9 protein-coding genes are annotated in these 21,017 nt (G+C 52.3%); 3 read left to right on the plus strand and 6 right to left on the minus strand.

What is annotated here, in order from left to right; all coding sequences use genetic code 11:
* The 3 genes from AC3WQT_RS08070 to AC3WQT_RS08080 are packed head-to-tail and all read right to left on the minus strand — an operon-like array spanning window position 1 to window position 7,579.
* The gene (locus tag AC3WQT_RS08070) at window positions 1-3,114 is read right to left on the minus strand and encodes a multidrug efflux RND transporter permease subunit (protein WP_492703372.1); all 3,114 of its coding nucleotides are present in this window, start codon (window positions 3,112-3,114) and stop codon (window positions 1-3) included.
* A gap of 4 nt (window positions 3,115-3,118) precedes the next feature.
* Entirely contained in the window at window positions 3,119-6,223 is a 3,105-nt protein-coding gene (locus AC3WQT_RS08075; RefSeq protein WP_492703643.1) for an MdtB/MuxB family multidrug efflux RND transporter permease subunit, read from the minus strand.
* A gap of 30 nt (window positions 6,224-6,253) precedes the next feature.
* Window positions 6,254-7,579 carry an MdtA/MuxA family multidrug efflux RND transporter periplasmic adaptor subunit gene (locus AC3WQT_RS08080; RefSeq protein ID WP_492703373.1) on the minus strand — a complete coding sequence of 442 codons (1,326 nt, stop codon included), beginning with the start codon at window positions 7,577-7,579 and terminating at the stop codon, window positions 6,254-6,256.
* Between the two features lie 182 nt (window positions 7,580-7,761).
* Here AC3WQT_RS08080 and AC3WQT_RS08085 point away from each other — a divergent pair, with 182 nt between their 5' ends.
* Window positions 7,762-7,890, plus strand: coding sequence for a hypothetical protein (locus AC3WQT_RS08085; protein WP_492703374.1), 129 nt, complete (start codon window positions 7,762-7,764; stop codon window positions 7,888-7,890).
* Between the two features lie 167 nt (window positions 7,891-8,057).
* Entirely contained in the window at window positions 8,058-8,426 is a 369-nt protein-coding gene (locus AC3WQT_RS08090; RefSeq protein ID WP_492703375.1) for a hypothetical protein, read from the plus strand.
* Between the two features lie 84 nt (window positions 8,427-8,510).
* Here the strand turns inward: AC3WQT_RS08090 and AC3WQT_RS08095 are convergent, their stop codons facing one another.
* Both AC3WQT_RS08095 and AC3WQT_RS08100 read right to left on the minus strand, forming a co-directional pair.
* Window positions 8,511-10,082 carry an oleate hydratase gene (locus tag AC3WQT_RS08095; RefSeq protein ID WP_492703376.1) on the minus strand — a complete coding sequence of 524 codons (1,572 nt, stop codon included), beginning with the start codon at window positions 10,080-10,082 and terminating at the stop codon, window positions 8,511-8,513.
* A gap of 150 nt (window positions 10,083-10,232) precedes the next feature.
* Window positions 10,233-10,574, minus strand: a complete 342-nt coding sequence (locus AC3WQT_RS08100; protein ID WP_492703377.1) for a four-helix bundle copper-binding protein — start codon at window positions 10,572-10,574, stop codon at window positions 10,233-10,235.
* Between the two features lie 411 nt (window positions 10,575-10,985).
* Between AC3WQT_RS08100 and AC3WQT_RS08105 the strand changes: the two genes are divergently transcribed.
* A complete protein-coding gene (locus tag AC3WQT_RS08105) occupies window positions 10,986-11,789 on the plus strand; it encodes a beta/gamma crystallin-related protein (RefSeq protein WP_492703378.1) in 804 nt (267 codons plus the stop codon).
* A gap of 196 nt (window positions 11,790-11,985) precedes the next feature.
* Here AC3WQT_RS08105 and AC3WQT_RS08110 read toward each other — a convergent pair whose 3' ends face one another.
* Window positions 11,986-20,757 (minus strand): glycoside hydrolase family 94 protein, encoded by an 8,772-nt coding sequence (locus AC3WQT_RS08110; RefSeq protein ID WP_492703379.1) that lies wholly within the window; start codon window positions 20,755-20,757, stop codon window positions 11,986-11,988.
* Between the last annotated feature and the right edge of the window lie 260 nt (window positions 20,758-21,017).

The raw sequence follows: 21,017 nt of genomic DNA on the forward strand, positions 1-21,017 counted from the left end.
TCATGCAGTATCCAGAGCGCCAGCGCTCTCGACTGCTTTTACTGGTTTTTTCTTGCGGCGTAATCTATCCATGCAGACAAAGACGACAGGCGTGGTATACAGGGTCAGCAACTGGCTCAATAGCAGGCCGCCGACGATGGCTATGCCTAGTGGCTGGCGCAATTCTGCACCATCACCCGTGCCCAGTGCCAGTGGCACGGCACCAAAGATTGCTGCCAGGGTAGTCATCAGGATAGGACGCAGGCGCAGCAGGCTGGCGCGGTAAATTGCCGCACCGGCAGTCACGCTGCTACCCCGGCTGTTGGCTGCATGTTGCGCAGATATTGCAAAATCGATCATCATGATGGCATTTTTCTTGACGATGCCTATCAGCAGCACCACACCGATCAGGGCGATGATGGAAAAATCAGTCTTGAACAACATCAGCGCCAGCAAGGCACCTATACCTGCCGAAGGTAAAGTTGACAGTATGGTCAGTGGATGGATCAGGCTTTCATATAGCATGCCAAGTACCAGGTAGATGGTGATGATGGCAGCCAGCACCAGCAGAGGCTGACTGCTCAGGGATGACTGGAAAGCCTGCGCCGTACCCTGGAAGCTGCCATGCACGGATATCGGTACACCCAGTTTGCTGATGGTGTCATTAATCGCGTCCACTGCCTGCGACAAGGCGACATCCGGTGCCAGGTTGAAGCTGATCGTGCTGGCTGGCGAACCGCTCTGGTGATTGACAGCCAGAGGCGTATTGGTGGTTTCCACCCGTGCTACGCTGGCCAAAGGTATGCGCACACCCTTGGACGTAGTGACATACAGGCTCTTCAGACTCTCGGGGCTCTGCAGATAGGCTGGTGCCAGTTCCATTACTACACGGTATTGATTCAGCGGGTTATAGATGACACCTATCTGGCGCTGCCCAAAGGCATTGTTAAGTGTGCTGTCGATGGCACTGACAGTCAAACCCAGCCTGGCTACGGCATCGCGGTCTATTACCAGTGAAGTCTGTATGCCCTTGTCTTGCTGGTCACTATTGAGGTCAGCCAGTTCAGGCAGTTGTGACAAGGCCTTGCGTATGCGTGGCTCCCAGGTACGCAAGTCGGTCAGATCATCTGCCTGCAAGGCATATTGCCAGGAGGCGTTACTTTGCCGGCCACCAATGCGTATATCCTGTACCGGTGACAAAAACAAATTGGCACCCGGCAGATGCGCGAGCTTGCCGCGCAAACGGTTGATGACCTGGTCTACACTTTCTTCACGCTCAGTCCTGGGTTTGAGCGAGATAAACATGTTCGCACTATTGCGCTGGCCGCCACCGGTAAAACCCGTCGCATTGGCCACCGCAGGGTCGGCCAGCACAATTTTGCTGAAGGCATTGAGTTTCTCTTGCATGGACGTGAAAGAGCTGGCCTGATCGGCCTGTACGCCACCCATCATCAAGCCGGTATCCTGCTGCGGGAAAAAGCCTTTGGAAATCGTGATGTACAGCGATACATTCAGGGCAATCACGCCAGCCAGCACCAGCAGTGTCAAAGGCTGGTGCCGCAAGGTCCAGCGCAGGCTGCGTCGGTAGCCACGCATGAGGCCACGCTGGAAGCGGGAAAGCGCGCGTGAGAATTTACCCGGTGCCTTGGCTTTTTCCACAGGTCGCAACAGGGCCGCCGCCATCATGGGCGTGGTCGTCAGCGATACCAGCATGGATACCAGGATGGACACCGACAACACCACCGCAAACTCGCGGAACAAACGCCCGACTATGCCACCCATCGCCAGGATGGGGATGAAGGCGGCAATCAGTGACAGGCTGATCGATACTACTGTGAAACCAATTTCGCGCGCACCCTGCAATGCAGCTTCCATCGGTGTCTTGCCACGCTCTATATGCCGCGAAATATTTTCCAGCACGACGATCGCATCGTCCACCACAAAACCGGTTGCTACCGTCATGGCCATGAGCGAGAGATTATCTATGCTGTAGCCTAGCAAATACATGACGCCGAAAGTGCCGGCCAGTGAAACTGGCACTGCCACCGCGGGTAACAGGGCCGCGCGGAAATTACGCAAGAAAGCGAAGACCACCACGATGACCAGACCAAAGGCAATCGCGAGTGTGCGCTGCACTTCAGTAATGGATGCGCGTATGGTCGGCGTCCTGTCCATGACCACATTCACATCAATGGCCGGTGCGATGGACGCACGCAATTGTGGCAACAAGGCACGGATGGTATCCACGGTCTTGATGATGTTGGCACCAGGTGCCTTGTTCAGTATCAGTAAGATCGCAGGCGTGCCATTCGCCATACCGTAATTGCGCACGTCCTGTACGCTGTCTACCACTTCAGCGACATCGCGCAGGCGCAGTGCAGCACCATTGGCATAGCTGATGATGAGCGGTGCATATTGTTCGGCTTTATAAGACTGGTCATTGGCACTCAACTGCCAGTAATGTTGCTGGTCTTCGACCGAACCCTTGGGGCGGTTGGCATTGCTGGCGACGACGGTAGCGCGTACATTTTCCAGCGAAATACCATTCGCTGCGAGCTTGTTGGGGTCTACTTCTATACGTACCGCAGGCAATGCACCGCCACCTATGGTGACCTGGCCTATGCCATCTACCTGTGACAGGCGTTGCGCCAGCACGGTGGAGGCAGCATCATACATCTGGCCGCGTGTCAGCGTCTTGGATGTCAGCGCGATGATCATCACTGGCGCATCAGCTGGGTTGACCTTACGGTAAGTGGGGTTGCTCGGCATGCCGGACGGCAGCATGGCACGCGCCGCATTGATGCCAGCCTGCACATCCCGTGCTGCGCCATCAATATCCCGGCTCATGTCGAACTGCAGAGTAATGCGCGAACTTCCCAATGATGAAGAAGAGGTGATTTCATTGACACCGGCAATGCTGCCCAGTGCACGTTCCAGCGGTGTGGCAACGGTGGCTGCCATGGTATCCGGGCTGGCACCCGGCAATGAGGCATTGACGGAGATGGTAGGAAACTCAACCTGCGGCAACGGCGCGATGGGCAGCAAGAAATACGCGATGATACCCGCTAGCGCCACACCCAGTGTAATGAGTGCAGTGCCGACCGGGCGTTCTATGAAGGGACGGGAGAGATTCATCTGCTCACACCGCAGTTTCTGCTGCAGTTCCTGAGCCAGGCTTGCCAGTAAACCTGCTCGCCAGCGCCGTGAAGCCAAGATAAATCACCGGCGTGGTGAACAGGGTCAGCAACTGGCTGACAATGAGCCCGCCCACCATGACCACACCAAGTGGGTGACGCAATTCACTGCCCACGCCCGAACCCAGCATCAGTGGCAAGGCACCCAACAAGGCTGCCATGGTAGTCATCAGGATGGGGCGGAAGCGCAGCAGGCAAGCCTTGTGTATGGCTTCGCGCGGGTTCAGGCCTTCTTCACGTTGGGCATACAGGGCAAAATCAATCATCATGATGGCGTTCTTCTTGACGATACCGATCAGCAACACAATACCGATGATGGCGATGATACCCAGGTCCAGCCTGAATACCAGTAAGGCCAGCAAGGCTCCCAGGCCTGCTGAGGGCAGGGTGGAAAGAATAGTCAGTGGGTGTATATAGCTTTCATACAAAACACCCAGCACGATATACATAGTGACTATCGCAGCCAGTATCAGCAAGAGTGTGCTGGACAGAGATGCCTGGAAAGCCAGTGCAGCACCCTGGAAGCTGGTTTCCACACTGACGGGTAAATGCAAGGCTGCTTCTTCTGCCTTGATGGCATTGACCGCATCACCCAGTGCCGCACCCTGGGCAAGGTTGAAGGAAATAGTCGCGGCAGGGAATTGCGCTGCATGGTTGACCGCCAGTGGCGCTATCCTTTCCACCACTCTGGCAATAGAAGACAGCGGCACCTGCACACCATTCGTGCCCGGCACATACAGGTTATTCAAGGCTTCCATACCCATTTTGTACTGTGGTGCCACTTCAAGCACCACGCGGTATTGATTGCTTTGGGTAAAAATCGTTGAGATCAGGCGCTGGCCAAAGGCGTTGTACAGCGAGTTGTCTATTGCTGCGACACTGACGCCAAAGCGACCTGCGGCATCCCTGTCTATATCCACATAAGCTTGCAGGCCCAGCTCTTGCTGGTCACTGGCGACATCGGCCAGTTGCGGCAGCTTGCGCAGGCGTTCCAGCAGGGCGGATGTCGAGCGTGACAGTTCAGCAATATCGGGTGAACTCAGCATGAACTGGTACTGCGTCTTGGCTATCCTGTCTTCTATGGTCAGGTCCTGCACTGCCTGCATATAGATGGCGATGCCTGGCACCTTGCGCGTCAACTCAGCCAGGCGTCTGGCGATCTGGGTAGCCGATATCACGCGTACATTCAGCGGTTTCAGCACGATCAGCATACGGCCTGCATTCAAGGTCGCGTTTGCGCCATCCACGCCGATGAAGGACGATACGCTTTCCACTGCCGGGTCAGTCAAAATTACGCTGGCCAGTGCTTGCTGGTGTTCAGCCATGGAAGCGAATGAAGTAGATTGCGCTGCCTCGGTAATTGCCTGTATCTGGCCGGTATCCTGCACAGGAAAGAAACCCTTGGGGACAAAGATATACAGCAAACCAGTGAGTGCCAGTGTCGCCAAAAACACCAGCATGGTAGTTTTTTGCCTGTCTAATACCCAAGTCAACATGCGGCCATAGCCTGCAATGGTTCGTTCAAACATCCGTCCCACGGCACGTTTGACCGGGCCAAAGTCTTCTTCTTTTTCATGATGCAAAAGACGTGCACACATCATCGGTGTCAGCGTCAGGGACACGAAGGCAGAAATCAATATCGAGACCGCCAGTGTAATCGCAAATTCATGGAACAGGCGGCCTACCACGTCCCCCATGAACAGCAGCGGTATCAATACCGCAATCAGCGAAACGGTAAGGGAAATAATCGTGAAGCCGATTTGCTGCGATCCCTTCAGCGCTGCGGCCATCGGGGTTTCGCCTTCTTCTACATAACGGGCGATGTTTTCTATCATGACTATCGCGTCATCAACCACAAAGCCCGTTGATATCACCAGCGCCATCAGCGTCAGGTTATTGAGCGAAAAACCTACCATGTACATGACGCCAAATGTGCCTATCAGTGACAAGGGTACGGCAACACTGGGGATGATGGTGGCAGGCACGCTGCGCAAGAACACAAAGATCACGAATACCACCAGGCCTATGGCCAGCAACAATTCGATTTGTACATCATCGACTGAGGCGCGGATAGTCGTGGTCCTGTCGCTCAGTACCCGCACATCGACAGAACCTGGCATGGCAGCCTGCAAACTGGGCAGCAAGGCCTTTACGCGGTCTACCGTCTGTATCACATTGGCGCCAGGCTGGCGCTGTACGTTGAGAATAACAGCCGGGGCCTTGTTGGCCCAGGCTGCCAGGCGCATGTTTTCAGCATCATCGACCATGGTGGCAACATCACGCAGGCGGATGGGGTTGCCGTTCTTGTAGGCAAAGATCAGGTTGGCATATTCTGCCGCGCTTTTCATCTGGTCATTGGCATCAATCGTCGATGCGCGCAGGGGGCCATCAAAGCTGCCCTTGGCCTGGTTCACATTGGCGCTACCTATGGCAGTGCGCAAATCATCCAGCGAGAGGCCAAGGTTGGCCAGTGCCGTAGGGTTGGCCTGTATCCTGACTGCGGGCCTGCGCCCACCCGCAATACTGACCAGACCCACACCACGTACCTGCGATATTTTTTGTGCCAGACGGCTCTCGACCAGATCATGTATGCGTATCACAGGCAGGGTGGTCGATGAAACCGCAATCGTCAATACCGGTGCATCAGCAGGATTGACCTTGCTATATACCGGGGGCATCGGTAAATCGCTGGGCAGCAAATTACTGCCCGCATTGATGGCGGCCTGCACTTCTTGCTCGGCAACGTCAAGCGACAGGCTCAACTCGAACCGCAGGGTGATTACAGATGCACCGCCAGAGCTGGTCGATGACATTTGTGCCAGGCCCGGCATTTGACCAAACTGGCGTTCCAGTGGTGCCGTGACTGACGAGGTCATGACATCCGGGCTGGCACCGGGATAAAGCGTGGTCACCTGTATGGTGGGGTAATCGACTTCCGGCAAGGCCGCGATAGGCAACAGGCGATAAGCCAGTAAACCGGCCAGCAAAATCGCCAGCATCATCAGCGAAGTTGCGACCGGTCTTTCAATAAACAGACGTGAGGGGTTCAGGGTAGCCATGATGTGATGAGCTAAGTGCCCTTATTTCCTGGTTTCTGCTGCGGAGGCTGGAGCAGGTGCTGATGCCGATGGTGACGTAGATGCTGAGGCAGATGCAGAAGCACCACCACCTCCTTTACGCCGTTTACCACCGCGAGGTTCATCACCGCCACCAGATCTGGCTGATGCCGCGATGACTTCCACCTTGCCACCATCGCGCAAACGGTCTGCACCATCGGTCACCAACTGGTCACCTGGCCTGAGTTCAGCCTTGACAGCCACCCAGTCGCCATCGGTCGCCAGTGTGGTGACCGGCTTCAGGGTGACCACACCTCCTTCACCGACGACATACACAAAATTGCCTACCGTGCCGCGCTGTACCGATGCCACTGGCACTGCCAGCGCATCTTTCATGGTGTCGAGTTGCAGACGTACATTGACAAACTGGTTGGGGAACAGGCCATTGTCCTTGTTGGGAAACAGGGCCTTGACTTTGATCGTGCCTGTCGTCAAATCTATGCTGTTATCGGTATTGGCGACACTGCCTTCTGCCAGGATGTTTTTTTGCTCCCTGTCCCATGCTTCTACTCTCAAAGGCACATCATTCTTCATTTGCTGACGCAATTTATCGAGGCGTACATCGGGGATGGCAAATACGATGGCAACCGGTTGGGTTTGCGTGATCGACACCAGGCCATTGGTGTCTGAGCTATGTACGATATTGCCCAGGTCAGCCTGCTTCAAGCCAGCCAGGCCAGAGATAGGAGCAGTCACACGGGTATAACTCAACTGCAGTTTGGCATTGTCAACAGCAGCCTGGTCTGACAGGATGGTGCCATGCAATTGCTGCACCAGTGCTTCTTGCGTATCCATTTGTTGTTTTGGTGCGGCCTGTTTTTCAACCAGGTCTTTGTAGCGCTGCAAATCAAGCTCGGCATTTTTTAACTGCGCCTGGTCACGTGCCAAGGTACCCTGTGCCAGTGACAAGGCAATCTGGAAAGGCTTGGGGTCTATCTGCGCCAGCAACTGTCCGGCCAGCACTGCCTGGCCTTCCTTGAAATAAATCGCTTTGAGTTCGCCATCAGCCTTGGTGCGCACAACAGCAGTATTGGCGGCAGAGATATTGCCTATCGCCGTAACAATGAGGCGTATGTCACGTTTTTGTGCAGGTACAACGGACACCGGCTGCACTTTATTGCCGCCATCACGTCCGCCGCCTCGCTTCCCTGAATTCCCTGAAGGGCCATTGCCTGCATTTGCTGGTGTGCTGGCATCCGTGCGGTGGTAATACCACCAGCCACCCGCTGCGGCAGCAATAACGACCAGTACGGCAACAGCCGATTTCCAATTGACGATTCTTGATGTCATCTTAATGCCTTCACACTGTCAGTACTGAAACGAATAGCAAATCACTGTATTTTTGCGTGTATTGCGTGTATTGCAGAGAACTTCTGGCGTCTCAAGCACCTTAACGAAGGTGAATATGGCGTGAGTTGCGCAGTTTATTTCGTGAGACTTTACGAAAACTTAAGGAGATATCAGAGAGCCGTATGGCTATATCCATAGTTGCCGATGTGCGTAGCAATGTCAACGACAGTCTGGTGTGGGAAGGTAAGCAATCCCGCAAGAAATTGATTAATGCGCTACCGGCAAATCTTGATCATTCCCTCAAGAAATAAGTTCTGATTGAAACTATACTATCGGAAAACAAGCCGTCTATTCAAGGCAGAATTCAATTCGTTACGAAAGTGAGAGAATACGTTACTTGCGAGGGCATGCATTAGGTTAATAATATTTCCAGACACGAGATAAGCGTTTGCTTATTATCAGTTTTAAGGATGCATGCGTGGAAAATACGATATTCTCGGAATTGAAATTTTGGTTGATGATGATAGTCTCATTTGTCCTGCCTTTCGGGATATACAGTTTCCTGATATTGAAAAGAGCTATCTCCAAGAAAACCACCCTGTTTTTTGGTTTTGCACTGGTGGCTATCGCAGGCCTGGATGTTTACTTTCTCAAGGTGCTCTCAGCCGCTGCAAAACTGTCGCCCTCACTTGCAGACGACACGATATTTGTCTCAGAGATTTCGCTGGCCCTGTATCTCGTGCCCGCCATGTTTGGTGGTATTGGGGTCAATATCATTTCGCATGTGTTGATACAACATCTGGATGAAGCGAATCAGCGTTTCAAAAGCGAACATCCTGAATCGTGATTGTGCAGTCTTTCAAGACAAATGCAGAATATTCTTAGGAGCAATGCAGCGTCCAGATGGACAAACTGCATTGCGGGTATCAACTTATTTGAACGCCTTTACCAGCGCTTCAAATTTCGTGCCCAGGGATTTATCATGGGCCGTAATTGGTGGTACTTCGCGATTTACACCCAGCAACTGATACACAGCCATCTGGGCAGCACGCACTGAGTATTCCACCGTGAAAACCACGTCATCCGGCACTTCGACAAACTGGCTGATGAAAGCAAAGTTTCGTGTGCCAGGTGGCACTGGCAAAGGCCGATCGCCAACTGAACGTGGCATGAACATGCTGGTAATGTAAGGCATACGGCAAGGAATGCAATTGGCATTATCAAACACCTCGGCATCAAAGCGCAGGTGACCCAGCAATTCTTCAAGGATTTCTGCACCGCTGCATTCGCTCATGGGTTTCGCCACATAGTCACCTATGCGGTCAGGGTAGAGCGCATAACCCCAAAATACCTGTACACCAGCGGGCTGGTTGATAAAGTGTGGCTGGTGTGCCAGCACGATGGACATCAGCCAGTTAGAATCCTTGAAAGTCACCAGTCCACCTGTACCAGCTTCGTTACCGCTGAACTTTTGCATCAGATCAAAGAAGCGCGGATCTTTGAGTGTAACCGTGAACGATTCCCACCAGGATTGGGCGATGCAGGTATTGAAAGCTGCCGGATTACCCATGTCAGGTCTTTCAGCCGCAAGCTGTTCCCACAAACGCCAGCCGCAACTGTCCAGCTTGCTGCGTTTTTCCGGCGCGCTGCCCATGGAGCCCAGACTGGATGCATCGGTCATGGAACCGTTTTGCAGGAAAACCAGATCACCATCAGCAACCGTGATGCTTTCTGCTACGCCATCACGCAGGCATTCGAGACCAGTGACCTGAAATTGTTCATTGATCACACTGTGCGTCAGTTTTTGCACCTGGCAATTCGTGATGAATTGCACGCCATTTTGTTTCAGCCAGGTTTGCAGTGGCAGTACCAGCGAATCATATTGGTTATAGATGGTGCGCTTGACACCCGCCAGTGTCTCTATGCGCGAAAATTCCATCATGAATCTGTGCAGATAGCGTTTGAACTCAACAGCGCTGTGCCATGGTTGAAAGGCAAACGTGGTTGCCCACATGAACCAGAATTCAGTCTCAAAGAAAGAGGGTGATAGCCAGTCAGTAATGGTGCTGTTGCCCATGTCTGCCTCATCTGCCTGACTGAGTTTCAGCAATTCCATGCGGTCTTGCATGGAGAAACCCATCGACGATACCGGCACCTTGGCGCGGCGCTTGTCTACCAGCCTGGCTTTTGAGTTGGACTTGTAGTGTTCATTGAACTCTAGCGTTTCTTCAAATACCGATCTTCCCGGATTATGCAGTGAAGGGATGGATTTGAACAAATCCCAGGTGCATTCATAATTGTCGGTCGTCAACATGCGGCCACCGCGCAATGAATATCCCTGGTCTGGATTGCCTGCGCCATCCAGACTGCCACCTATCAGTGAGCTTGCCTCGAAGATGGAAATATTGTCGCCCTTGATTTTTCCGTCGCGTATCATAAACGCGGCAGCTGCCAATGAGCCTATGCCGCCACCGATCAAATAAGCCTTTGTATTGCTGGTCATGATTTCCTTTTTTATTTATTGGATTTGCGTCGAATGTTTGATATATGACATCCTCGCATGCGTGCCCTTGCATGTTTTGCGCTATGACAAACAAATGAATTTTTGCTGCCTGGCAGATAGAATGAACCAGGCTTCTCGCAAAGCAAGATCTCACATATCAGTGCAACTATCTGCGCAGGTCCGGCACGCTTTTGCGCACTCACTCATCATACCGTCAGCATCTGCATGGGCTTCGCAAAAGGTCGCGCAAGAAAGACAAATCTCTGCACATTCCCTGGCCAGGTGCATATGATGCGGCGAACGGCGCGCCATGAAATCTGCATGCACCAGGCAAATCTGCGCACAGTCCAGCAGGCTGACAAGATGCAAGACCTCACTGTGATGACTGTCGCCATGCATGACATGGGCAGCGGTTTCAGTGCAAACGCGGTGACATGCAAGGCAGTTGGCCAGACATTGTTCCATTTTTTCATTAAGGGGCGTGAGTTTCATTTTAATTCTCCTGAATGACTGAGTGAGGCCAAGTTAAAAAGCTAAAAAGCCAAGACATGAGAATTTATACGCCGTATTGACGAAAATGAATGTGCGCTGTCGTACACGGCGGCCTGTAATTGTTTTCATTAAAATTGATTCCGCTAAGAAACCCTGCTATCAAACCCTGTCTGTCGACTGCACATAAAAAACACCTTTAATAAATCTATCTGTATCTGTTTGAATCTGGTCCAACAAGTGCTATAAATTTATGTGTGGCAGCGTACAGAAGGGATTTAAAAAAAATGGGATGCTGTGATTCATGGTGCCCCGGTATGGACGTATCGCCCATACTGGCTCTCTTGCTAAGTCTGAATGGCGGGACAGGAGCATCCGTCATCCCTTGTTCAGATTTCAACCTTGGAGAAACAAATGAAACAACAATTAAAATTCATCTTTGGTGTGTCCAGCCTGTTACTGGTTGCTCATGCGAGCGCGCAAATTGTGTTCTATGAAGGCGAAGGCTTTCGCGGACGTGCTTTTAGTACCAACGTGCAACAAAACAATTTTCGTAATAGCGGTTTCAATGACCTGGCTTCGTCAGTCGTTGTTTCTGGCGGACGCTGGGAAGTCTGTGATGATGCCAATTTCGGTGGCCGTTGCATGATTTTGAGCAGGGGCAGTTACGATACACTTTCAGGTATGGGCATGAACAACCGCATTTCTTCAGTCCGCCCTATCAGTAACAGGCGTCGTTACGATAATGAAATTGAAGCGCCTTTGAGTTCGCCAAATTATGATTACCGCCGTCGTCCAAATGAAGGTGTGTATGATGCACCTGTGACTTCAGTGCGTGCAGTGGTCGGCCCACCTAATGAGCGCTGCTGGGTAGAACGCCAGCAAGTGCAGACAGAACGTAGCGAACCAAATGTTGGTGGTGCCATTGCTGGTGCCCTGATAGGTGGCATACTTGGTCATCAGGTTGGCGGCGGTACCGGGCGTGACCTGGCAACGGCCGGTGGCGCTGTCGCTGGCGGTGCATTGGGCGCAAATGCAGGACGCAGTAATGGTGGTACTTATGAGCGGGATGTACGCCGTTGCCAGACCGTGGCCAGCACCAAGCCTGAATACTGGGATGTGACTTATAACTACCGTGGTGTTGAACATCACGTGCAGATGAGTTCTCCTCCAGGATCCACCATAGCAGTGAACCGGAATGGCGAACCCAGGCAGTAAGTGATTGAAATAAGTAGCTTCAAATGAGAAAGGCCAGATGCGAATTGCATCTGGCTTTTTTCATTTCAGGATTCGCGTTAATTGCTATTGCCAGCATGTATCAGACGATAAACCCATTCATGCCAGATGGATTTATCGTCGGGTTCTTAAGGTGAATTACAGGACGACAGGAAAATATTCTCAAAACCTGTCCTGGTTACTTCTGAACCGGCTGCACATAGTTGAGCTCCACTACGTGCTCACGCTGATCATCCATCAGAGGGATCAATAAACTACCCATGGCAATGTCATCAATAAACAGCAGGCTCTGTCCATAAGCCACATCCCTGAGTTTGACGGTGATCTGGTAAGTGCTGCTCAGATGTTGGTAGCGCAGGCTGAAACTGGTCCATCCTGCTGGTACACATGGTGTCAGGCTCAGATGCCTGCCTTCGCGCTTCAATCCCAGTAATGACTCCATCATGAAGGTATACATCCAGCCTGCCGAACCTGTGTACCAGCTCCAGCCACCGCGTCCAGTATGTGGTTCGACTGCATATACGTCAGCGCAGATGACATAGGGCTCGACCTTGTAGCGGGCTATGGTATCTGGAGAATTACCATGATGTATGGGATTGATCATGTCAAATGCCTCCCAGGCACGGGCGGCATCTCCCATTTTTGCAAATGCCATGCCAGTCCAGATGGCAGCATGGGTGTATTGCCCGCCATTCTCGCGTACTCCGGGCACATAACCACGGATGTAGCCGGGATTTTGTCCCGAGCAATCAAAAGCGGGATCGAGTAATTGTATGATCTGCTTGTCACGCCGCATCAGGCGTTTGTCCAAAGATTGCATGGCCTGTGCAGCCCTTTGCGGGCTGGCTGCCGCAGACAGTATGGCCCAGCTTTGTGAGATCGAATCTATCTGGCATTCAGCATTTTGTGCCGAGCCCAGTGCGCCACCATCATCAAAGTAAGCCCTTCTGTACCAGGCACCATCCCAGGCGTTGGCGTCAATATTTTTCGATAACTGACTTGCCTGGTTCAGACAATGAGCTGAAAACTCCTTGTCATTACGGTTAAGCGCAATTACCGAAAATCTTGTCAAAACCTGATGCAGGAAGAAAGCCAGCCAGACGCTTTCGCCTCTGCCCAGATGACCAACCTTGTCCATGCCGTCGTTCCAGTCGCAGGAACCGATCAAGGGTAAGCCGTGGCTGCCAAACCTCAAGCCGTGCTCTATAGCTTTGACACAATGCTGATACAAACTACCCGTCTGTGCTGATCTGGCAGGCAAGTCGTAATATGAATCTTCTTCCTGATTGACTGCACGTCCTTCCAGATAAGGCAGCTCTTCATCGAGTATACCAAGGTCACCACTGCTGTTCACATAGCGCGCCACGGCCAAAGGCAGCCATAAATAATCGTCTGAGCAATGCGTGCGTACACCACGGCCAACCGGCGGATGCCACCAGTGCTGTACGTCGCCTTCCAGAAATTGATGCGCAGCAGATAAAAGTATTTGTTCGCGCGCCAGGGTTTGCCCTGTATGCACCAGGGCCATGCTGTCCTGTAACTGGTCACGGAAACCAAATGCACCACCAGACTGGTAATAACCGCTACGTGCCCACAGGCGACAGGCGATGGTTTGATACAGCAGCCAGCCATTGGCCAGCAGGTTCAAATCCTGATCGGGGGTAGTGACCTGTACCGTACCCAAAGTGTTGTGCCAGTACTCATGGACTTTGTTCAATGCCTGCTCAGCTGCAGCAATGCCCCTGTGCTGTTGTATGAATTGCGTGACATTACCGTGCTCTGCCATTGCCATGCCCAATACAAATACCAGGTGTTTTTCTTGCCCCGGGCTAAGTTCAAATTCTTGCTGTAAAGCTGCACAGGGATCCAAGCCTGCTCCGGTTTTTCCTGACAGGCGCTGTCTTTCCATGGCAGCCGGGCTGCGCAGGCTGCCGTTGCGGCCTATGAATTCATTGCGGTCACCACTGACACTGCGGTTACTACCATCCAGGTCAAAGAAAGCCCTGCGTCCGGGGAATTCGGTATTGTATGGGTTGCGTGCCAGCAGACAGCCACTGACAGGATCAATTTCCGTGGCGATATGCATCAGGGATTTCGGTCTGAGATCACCGAGCACCCATTCCACATAACCGGTAGCCGACAATTTTCTTTGTTCATCCGAGTCATTAATGACACGCAGTATGGAATATTTGGCTGCCGTATCTATACTGACAAACACCGTCAACTCGGTGCGTATGCCTTGCTCCTGGTGCGTGAAAACACTATAGCCAAAACCGTGACGTGTCACATAGTCACCGCTGCCACGGCAGGGCAGGGCCGTAGGTGACCAGTATGCCCCTGTGTCTTCATCGCGTATGTAAAATGCTTCACCGCTGCTATCGCAGACAGGGTCATTATTCCATGGGGTCAGGCGGAATTCATGGGCATTTTCAGCCCAGGTATAGGCCTGTCCGCTTTCAGAAATCACACTGCCAAATTGCGGGTTAGCCAGCACATTGACCCACGGTGCAGGGGTTACTTGTCCTTCCCTGGTGGTGATGACATATTCGCGGCCATCTTCAGAAAAACCACCTGTGCCATTAAAACTCTGCAGTTTTTCAGATGGATGACTGAGCTTGTTGCTGGTCAGTGATTGATATCCGGTTTGTTGATACATCTGTCTGGCAGGCAACAGTTTTGGGGCACGCAATTCCACCAGGTCACGGCGGTTCAATTGCTCCAGCAAGCTACCACGATGATCATTCAATATTACTCTGGCCACTGCCTGGAACAGGATTTTGTCTTCAGGTGAAATCTGCTCTGCCATTCTGACAAAGATGCCGCCCGGACGCTCTATGGCATGGGTGCCGATGACCGAGGAGATCATGCCCATGATCTGTTCCTGCAGTGCCTGACGATAAGTGGCATGGTCTTCATTCCAGATCACCAGATCTACTGCCAGGCCTTTGGAGCGCCAATAGGCGTGTGCCTGCACCAGTTGCCTGACCAGTTCTATATGATCCTGGTGATTGATTTGTAGCAGCACGATGGGCAAATCGCCGGATATGGCATAGCCCCACAAACCAGACTGTCCACGGTGATTGCGGCTGAGTATGCTGGTATCGGCGCGCAAAAGTGGATTCATATAGATAACAGAATTGGCCAGGCGTCCATATAACTGTGCATCAGCTTCACTGATATTTAACTGACGTAATACGACCTGGCTATGCGTCCAGGAAAGTTCGATAACCCGGTCAGCCAGATGCTTGTCCTGGTATTTTTCTATCAAGGCCAGGCAGAGTTCGCGATTTTCTGCCACGCCGGTGACCACATCCATCGTGGCAGCCTGTTCCGGTTCCAGCGTAATCTGATAGCGTATGGCAACCACCGGGTCGAGTACCGAACCCTGGCTGTCTGACAGACGGCTGACGCGCATGGCGGCGGGGGCTTCCAGCGTATTACCACGTCCTATGAATTGGGCCCTGTCAGTTTCATAGGAAACGCTTTCCATGCTGGCGCCATGCAAGGCCATCAGATGAAACATGCTGGGTATTTTTTCATCGACAGAACGTGGGCGGCGAGTACATAAAATCGCATGTTGTCCGTCCAGAATTTCTGTTTCTACAAACAGCTTGCTGAAGGCCGGGTGCATGGCATCCGCAGCTGCCGGTGCCAGCACAACTTCTGCATAGCTGGTGAAGTCTATGGTGCGAGGATGGCGCGAGCGATTGACGATGCGGGTGCGGCGCAACTCTATATCGTCTTCGGGCGAGACGACGATCTCGGTATGCATGTCGAGATTATTGTCACTGCGGCGGAATTCTGCCCGCCCTTCAGAAAAAATCACTTCATAGGTAGGTGAATTGACCAGGCAAGGCTGGAATGCGGTTGACCAGTAACGACCATTGCTGACATCACGCACATAGCAGAAGCTGCCCCAGTGGTCGCGGGTACTGTCTTCATTCCAGCGGGTGACGGCCAGATCATTCCAGCGGCTATAGCTGCCGCCCACACTACTGATCATGACGTGATAACGACCATTGGATAGCAATTGCACTTCTGGTGTGCGGGTATTGACATGATGTATGACACGCAAGGGGACTTCCTGGCCGCTGCTGGCACTGCGTATGTCTGCCAGTTCGGTGGTATTGGAATAAACTGCCGTGGCTTTAGGTACCCGCTCATGCAGCAGTGACATGGTCGCCTGGAACAGCGGGTCGGATTCAAAGCGTTTTTGCAAAGGCTGCCCCAGTAACAGATAGGCCAATGACAGGAAACCCATACCCTGATGGTGAACCATGAAAGAGCGTATCAATGCATGCGTTTGCCCGCGCGGTAAGCGCGAAGGGGTATAGTCTATCGCTTCGAAGAAGCCGTACATTCCTTCAAACCCCTGGGCCGATAATTGTTCCAGATTGCTGCAGGCCTGTTCAGGTGCGACCATCAAGGCCATCATGGAAGCATAAGGCGCAATCACCAGATCATCGCCCAGGCCACGCTTAAAACCGATACCGGGGACTCCAAAGGCACGGTACTGATAATTCAGATGTGCGTCAAAAGTGTTGTAACCGGACTCGGAAATCCCCCAGGCCACACCGCGCTGCTGCCCATACTCAATTTGACGTTGTACGACGGACCGGTAAGTCTGATCCAGCAAGGTGTTCTGAAAATTTGGCATGACCAGCAAGGGCATCAGATATTCGAACATTGAACCACTCCAGGACAGCAGTATTGGTTCGCCGCCTGCAATGGTCAGTTGACGCCCGAGTGCGAACCAGCTCTCCTGTGGTATTTGTCCCTGGGCGATGGCAACAAAAGTGGCCAGCCTGGCTTCTGATGCAAGCAGATCGTAGCAGGCTGCATCCCGCCTGCGTTCATTGACGTTATAACCTATAGTCAGCAAGTGCGTGTTGGCATCATAGAGGAATTCATATTCCAACCGGGCGAACTCGCTTGTTTGCTGTACCAATTGTTCAATTTGCAGGATGCGCTCACCGGCACGCTTCCTGGCCATCATCAGTAATGTTGCCAGTCTGGTATTGTGATTTTCTACTTGTGCAGCTTGATCAAGCGGGATACCACCTTCTGTGGGAGAGACATATCCAAGACCTAACTGTGTCAGTTCTTGTAAACTGGGGATGGTATCAAGCAAGGGAAATGCATGTAACCAGTTGCCAGGGTCCGGCAGGCTCAGCCATGGCGCCAGGTAAAGCAGCTCTTCCAGTTGCGCATGGGTTTGCCTGCTCAGGGCGCTTGCCCAGATATGGCTGGCGTTGTCGGCAGTCACAGTAACGCTGGACAAATAGGCATCTGCATGATGCGTCAGTCGCTTCAGGCAATCATAGATGACGATCAATGACTTCGGTACCCCCAGGCACAGTACATCCAGGTCTGTTTCAAAATCCGCCAGCCTGTTTGCAATATTGGGAGCAACCGAGTTGCGCAGCAGCAGATAGGTGTCATGCAAGCCGCAAAACAGGCGGAGCTGGCAAATTGGTGCGTCAATTAATTCGCTCAAGCCAGGCCTCAGTGTCAGCAAATGACCGGCCAGATTGCCACTATCTACCGTTGATACATACAAAGGCTGCAAGGGTTGCAGGCTCTTGGTGTCATACCAGTTATAAAAGTGATCTTGATAACGTTCCAGCCTGGCCAGACTGGTGTAAGTATTTTGAGTGCGCTGCAAGAGCTGTCCAGCGGGGATATAACCAAAATCATACGCTGCCATATTGGCCAGCAGGGACAAGCCTATATTCGTTGGCGAAGTACGGTGTGCAACTACACCTACAGGCTGGAACTGCACATTGTCCGGCGGCAGCCAGTTATCCTCGGCACCGACATAAGTTTCAAAAAACAACCAGGTCTTGCGGGCTGTAGCTTGCAAGAACTCTACTTGCTTCGCGCTTAACTGTGATGCACGCCTTTGCTTTGCACGGCTCATCTGATATGCGATGAGTGGTGAAATAAACCAGAGCAATAATATTGGCGTTGCTGCCTGCAAGGCAAGCGGATTGATATGCCGCAGGAGGAAAAACGTTGCGATGGAAAACGCCGGAGCTATCCACATGCTGCGAATATTATTCCACAGGCTATTCTTGAACTGATGATTGCTGAGCGTGGATGGATTCCACTCCAGCAAATGCCTGCGCGAAATCAGTATGCGCCATTGCGTGCGCACTATCGCATCAAGATTGACCCATGCTTCATATGGCAAGAAAACCAGGCTCAGGGATGCATGGGTGACATGCTGGGCACTTGAACGCAACAGGGACAGCAGGTGCTGGCGAAAAAAAACATCATCCGGTTTTTTACTCAGGCTCCATAAAAATGCACTGGCAGCGGGAATCAGCAAAAAACCGATAGCGGCTGCGGACCAGAACCAGGTGCTGGGAAAACTGCTCCAGGCGATCAGTAAAAAGGCCGTCAGAGCAAGTGGCACCATACTGCGGCGCAGGTTATCCAGCAACTTCCAGCGTGACAGCAAAGACAGGGAATTACCAAGCTGACTGGATTGTCCGTTGGTTTCATCCCTGGGGCCGGGCACTTTGGGTAACAACCATGAAGCTATTTGCCAGTCACCGCGTATCCAGCGATGGCGACGGCGTATGTCGGCCAGATAGCTGGAAGGATATTCTTCATACAGTTGCACGTCGCTTAACAGACCTGCCCGTGCATAGCAGCCTTCGAGTAAATCATGGCTGAGTATGCGGTTTTCCGGCATGCGGTTTTTCAGGGCTCGTTCAAATACATCGATATCATAAATACCCTTGCCTATGAAGGAGCCTTCATCGAATACGTCCTGGTAGACGTCAGACACGCTGCGCGTGTAAGGGTCTATACCAGCTTCGCCGCCGCAGAGCAATTCATAGTAAGAGGCATCGCTGGCCGGCAGGCCGACTGCTACGCGGGGTTGCAGAATGCCATAGCCTTCGGTCACTCTTTTCAGAGCCTCATCGTAGTGTGCGCGATTCAGCGGATGTGCCATGGTGGCGACGAATTTGCGTGCCGTATCGCGTGGTAATTCAGTATCGGTATCCAGCGTAATCACATATTTCATGTGCTCCAGTCCAGCCGTATTACCGATGATAAGCATGAATGCTTTCGTGCCTGCGCCGCGCAGATAGGCATTCAGTGCCCCCAGTTTTCCGCGTTTGCGCTCATATGCCATCCATATTTTTTCTTGTGCATTCCATGCTCTTGGTCTGTGCATGACCAGAAAATGATCGCCATTCGGGCGGGGATATTTTTTATTCAATGCTTTAATGCTGTTGCTGATGTGAGTCAGCAAGGCTTCATCTTCTGGCAACTGTTCCTGATCTGCATCGGTAAAATCAGTCAGCAGGCAAAAGCGCAAATTGGCATCGCAGTTTGCCAGAAAGCGCACTTCCATGGCTTCACATAAAGCATCGATATTGTGCGGGTTGAACAGCATGGTGGGGACCACGACCAGTGTGCTGGACTCCAGCGGTATTCCCAGGGAAAAATCCATGCGTGGCAAAGGGCGGGGCAGGGCTATGCAGGTCACCAGCCAATTCACCATGGACAAGGCAAACTGACTGCTGGCAATCAGGCTGGCGACGATGAAACAAGCCAGTAAATAAGGATTGATTGCAGTCTTGCTGGCCTGGTGCAGGAATAATCCAGTACTCAACAGACTCAGGATAGTGATACTGCCCAGATAAATACTCAAGGCAGATTCACGCCCTGCTCGTTTCACAGACTCAGGGAAACTGTGCTGCATGGCGGTGGAACGTTCCAGCTCGGGTCTGCCTTTTCCTATCAGGAAATAACCTATATGGGCACTGCGCGCAGCCTGACCATACTTGATGGCTGCTTCACGTGCAAAGCGCAAGGCATTGTGAGCGACATCGGCTTCAGAAAAGCTGCTGTTCTTGGCAATTTTTTCAACCGCATGACGGTACAGATCGCGCGTAGCGAAATCCATGCTGCCATAGATGCCGGTTGGGTCATCGCGCAGGCAACGATCAACCACACTCATGTTTTCTACAAATTCGCGCCAGTCCATGGATGTCAGCAGACGCAAGCTACCTATGCTGTTGCTGATGGAAATCTGATCAGCAGCTTGTTGCTGAGAATCCAGATGTACCAGATGTTCTATGGTTTGGCCGGTCTCTGCCAGTCGCTGTGAAAGCCAGTTCAAAGGTAGCGCGAGGGCAGGCCCCTGACCTTGCAGTCTTCTGAGCATTTCCGCCACGAAGGAACTATCCAGTGGTGGTTGAGAGCGCGACATGTCGGCCACCAGCAAGATCAGGTTGCTGGGATCTTTCTCGGCAGTCTCTGCCATCTCCTCTGCCCATTTGGCGGCCAGATTACGGTGATTATGGGTTGTCGTCAGATTGGTGGCGACCCTGCGCAGGTTTTCTATCAGTGCCAGGCGCAACATGATGGGTATGGCCCAAAGCTCACCTAGCTTCAAGACAGATACCAATTGATAAGCGCTGATGAAGCGACTCAGGTTTTCAGGATCAACCCTGCCATCTCCATGTGAAATAGTTTCCAGTGCTATGTCGTATACCCTGGGCCGTCCAGCTGAGTTGCCGCGCAATAGCCTTGGCAATTCCTTGCTGTAATCTTTCGGCAAATGACGCTTGGCTGTTCGTATCTGTTCTTCTATCAGGTAGTAATTATCCAGCAGCCAGGCCGCAGCTGGCGTTACTGGCCGGCCATCCTTGATAGCTTCCGTCAGCAAGGTGCAGGCATTCATGATCACGTCCTGATTATCCGCCAGACGCGACAAGAGTTGATCCTGACCAAAAACAGAACTCAGTTTATGGCTGTTGGCCAATATGCGGCCATGCTGTTCCATCTGCAGGGCGCTGTATAAATCTGCCCGTAAAGGCAGTTCTGCACCAGCCTGCGCAACATAGGCGCGCAAACGTATCTGGCTGTCCTTCAAAACATTTTTTAGCTGATGCAGGCTGGATGACAGCATATCTTTGGCTGATTTCAAATCGCACACTTCTTTCTTTTATTGGGATTTGTCAGTGACCGTAGTGATTGGTCGTCGCTGCCACGCCTTCGGCCATATCTGCATGTGTGGGGTTTCAGCATGCAAAAAAAAGAGGGTATGACCTATGGGAGCGGCTGTGCTTTGATAATAAAACATCAGCACGGGAGTGTAAGTTCGTTAGCGTACATACGCGCCTGCCTTAGCGCACTGCGTGCGCATATCCTGGCACATGGTGGAAGTGTGCGGCAACGAACAGACCC

The sequence above is a fragment of the Undibacterium sp. FW305-107 genome (genome assembly GCF_058788535.1).

Bases quoted from the DNA above. Each gene is read 5' to 3' on its own strand.
- AC3WQT_RS08070 (WP_492703372.1), bottom strand. From the start codon at position 3,114: ATGAATCTCTCCCGTCCCTTCATAGAACGCCCGGTCGGCACTGCACTC.
- AC3WQT_RS08080 (WP_492703373.1), bottom strand. From the start codon at position 7,579: ATGACATCAAGAATCGTCAATTGGAAATCGGCTGTTGCCGTACTGGTC.
- AC3WQT_RS08085 (WP_492703374.1), top strand. From the start codon at position 7,762: ATGGCTATATCCATAGTTGCCGATGTGCGTAGCAATGTCAACGACAGT.
- AC3WQT_RS08095 (WP_492703376.1), bottom strand. From the start codon at position 10,082: ATGACCAGCAATACAAAGGCTTATTTGATCGGTGGCGGCATAGGCTCA.
- AC3WQT_RS08100 (WP_492703377.1), bottom strand. From the start codon at position 10,574: ATGAAACTCACGCCCCTTAATGAAAAAATGGAACAATGTCTGGCCAAC.
- AC3WQT_RS08105 (WP_492703378.1), top strand. From the start codon at position 10,986: ATGAAACAACAATTAAAATTCATCTTTGGTGTGTCCAGCCTGTTACTG.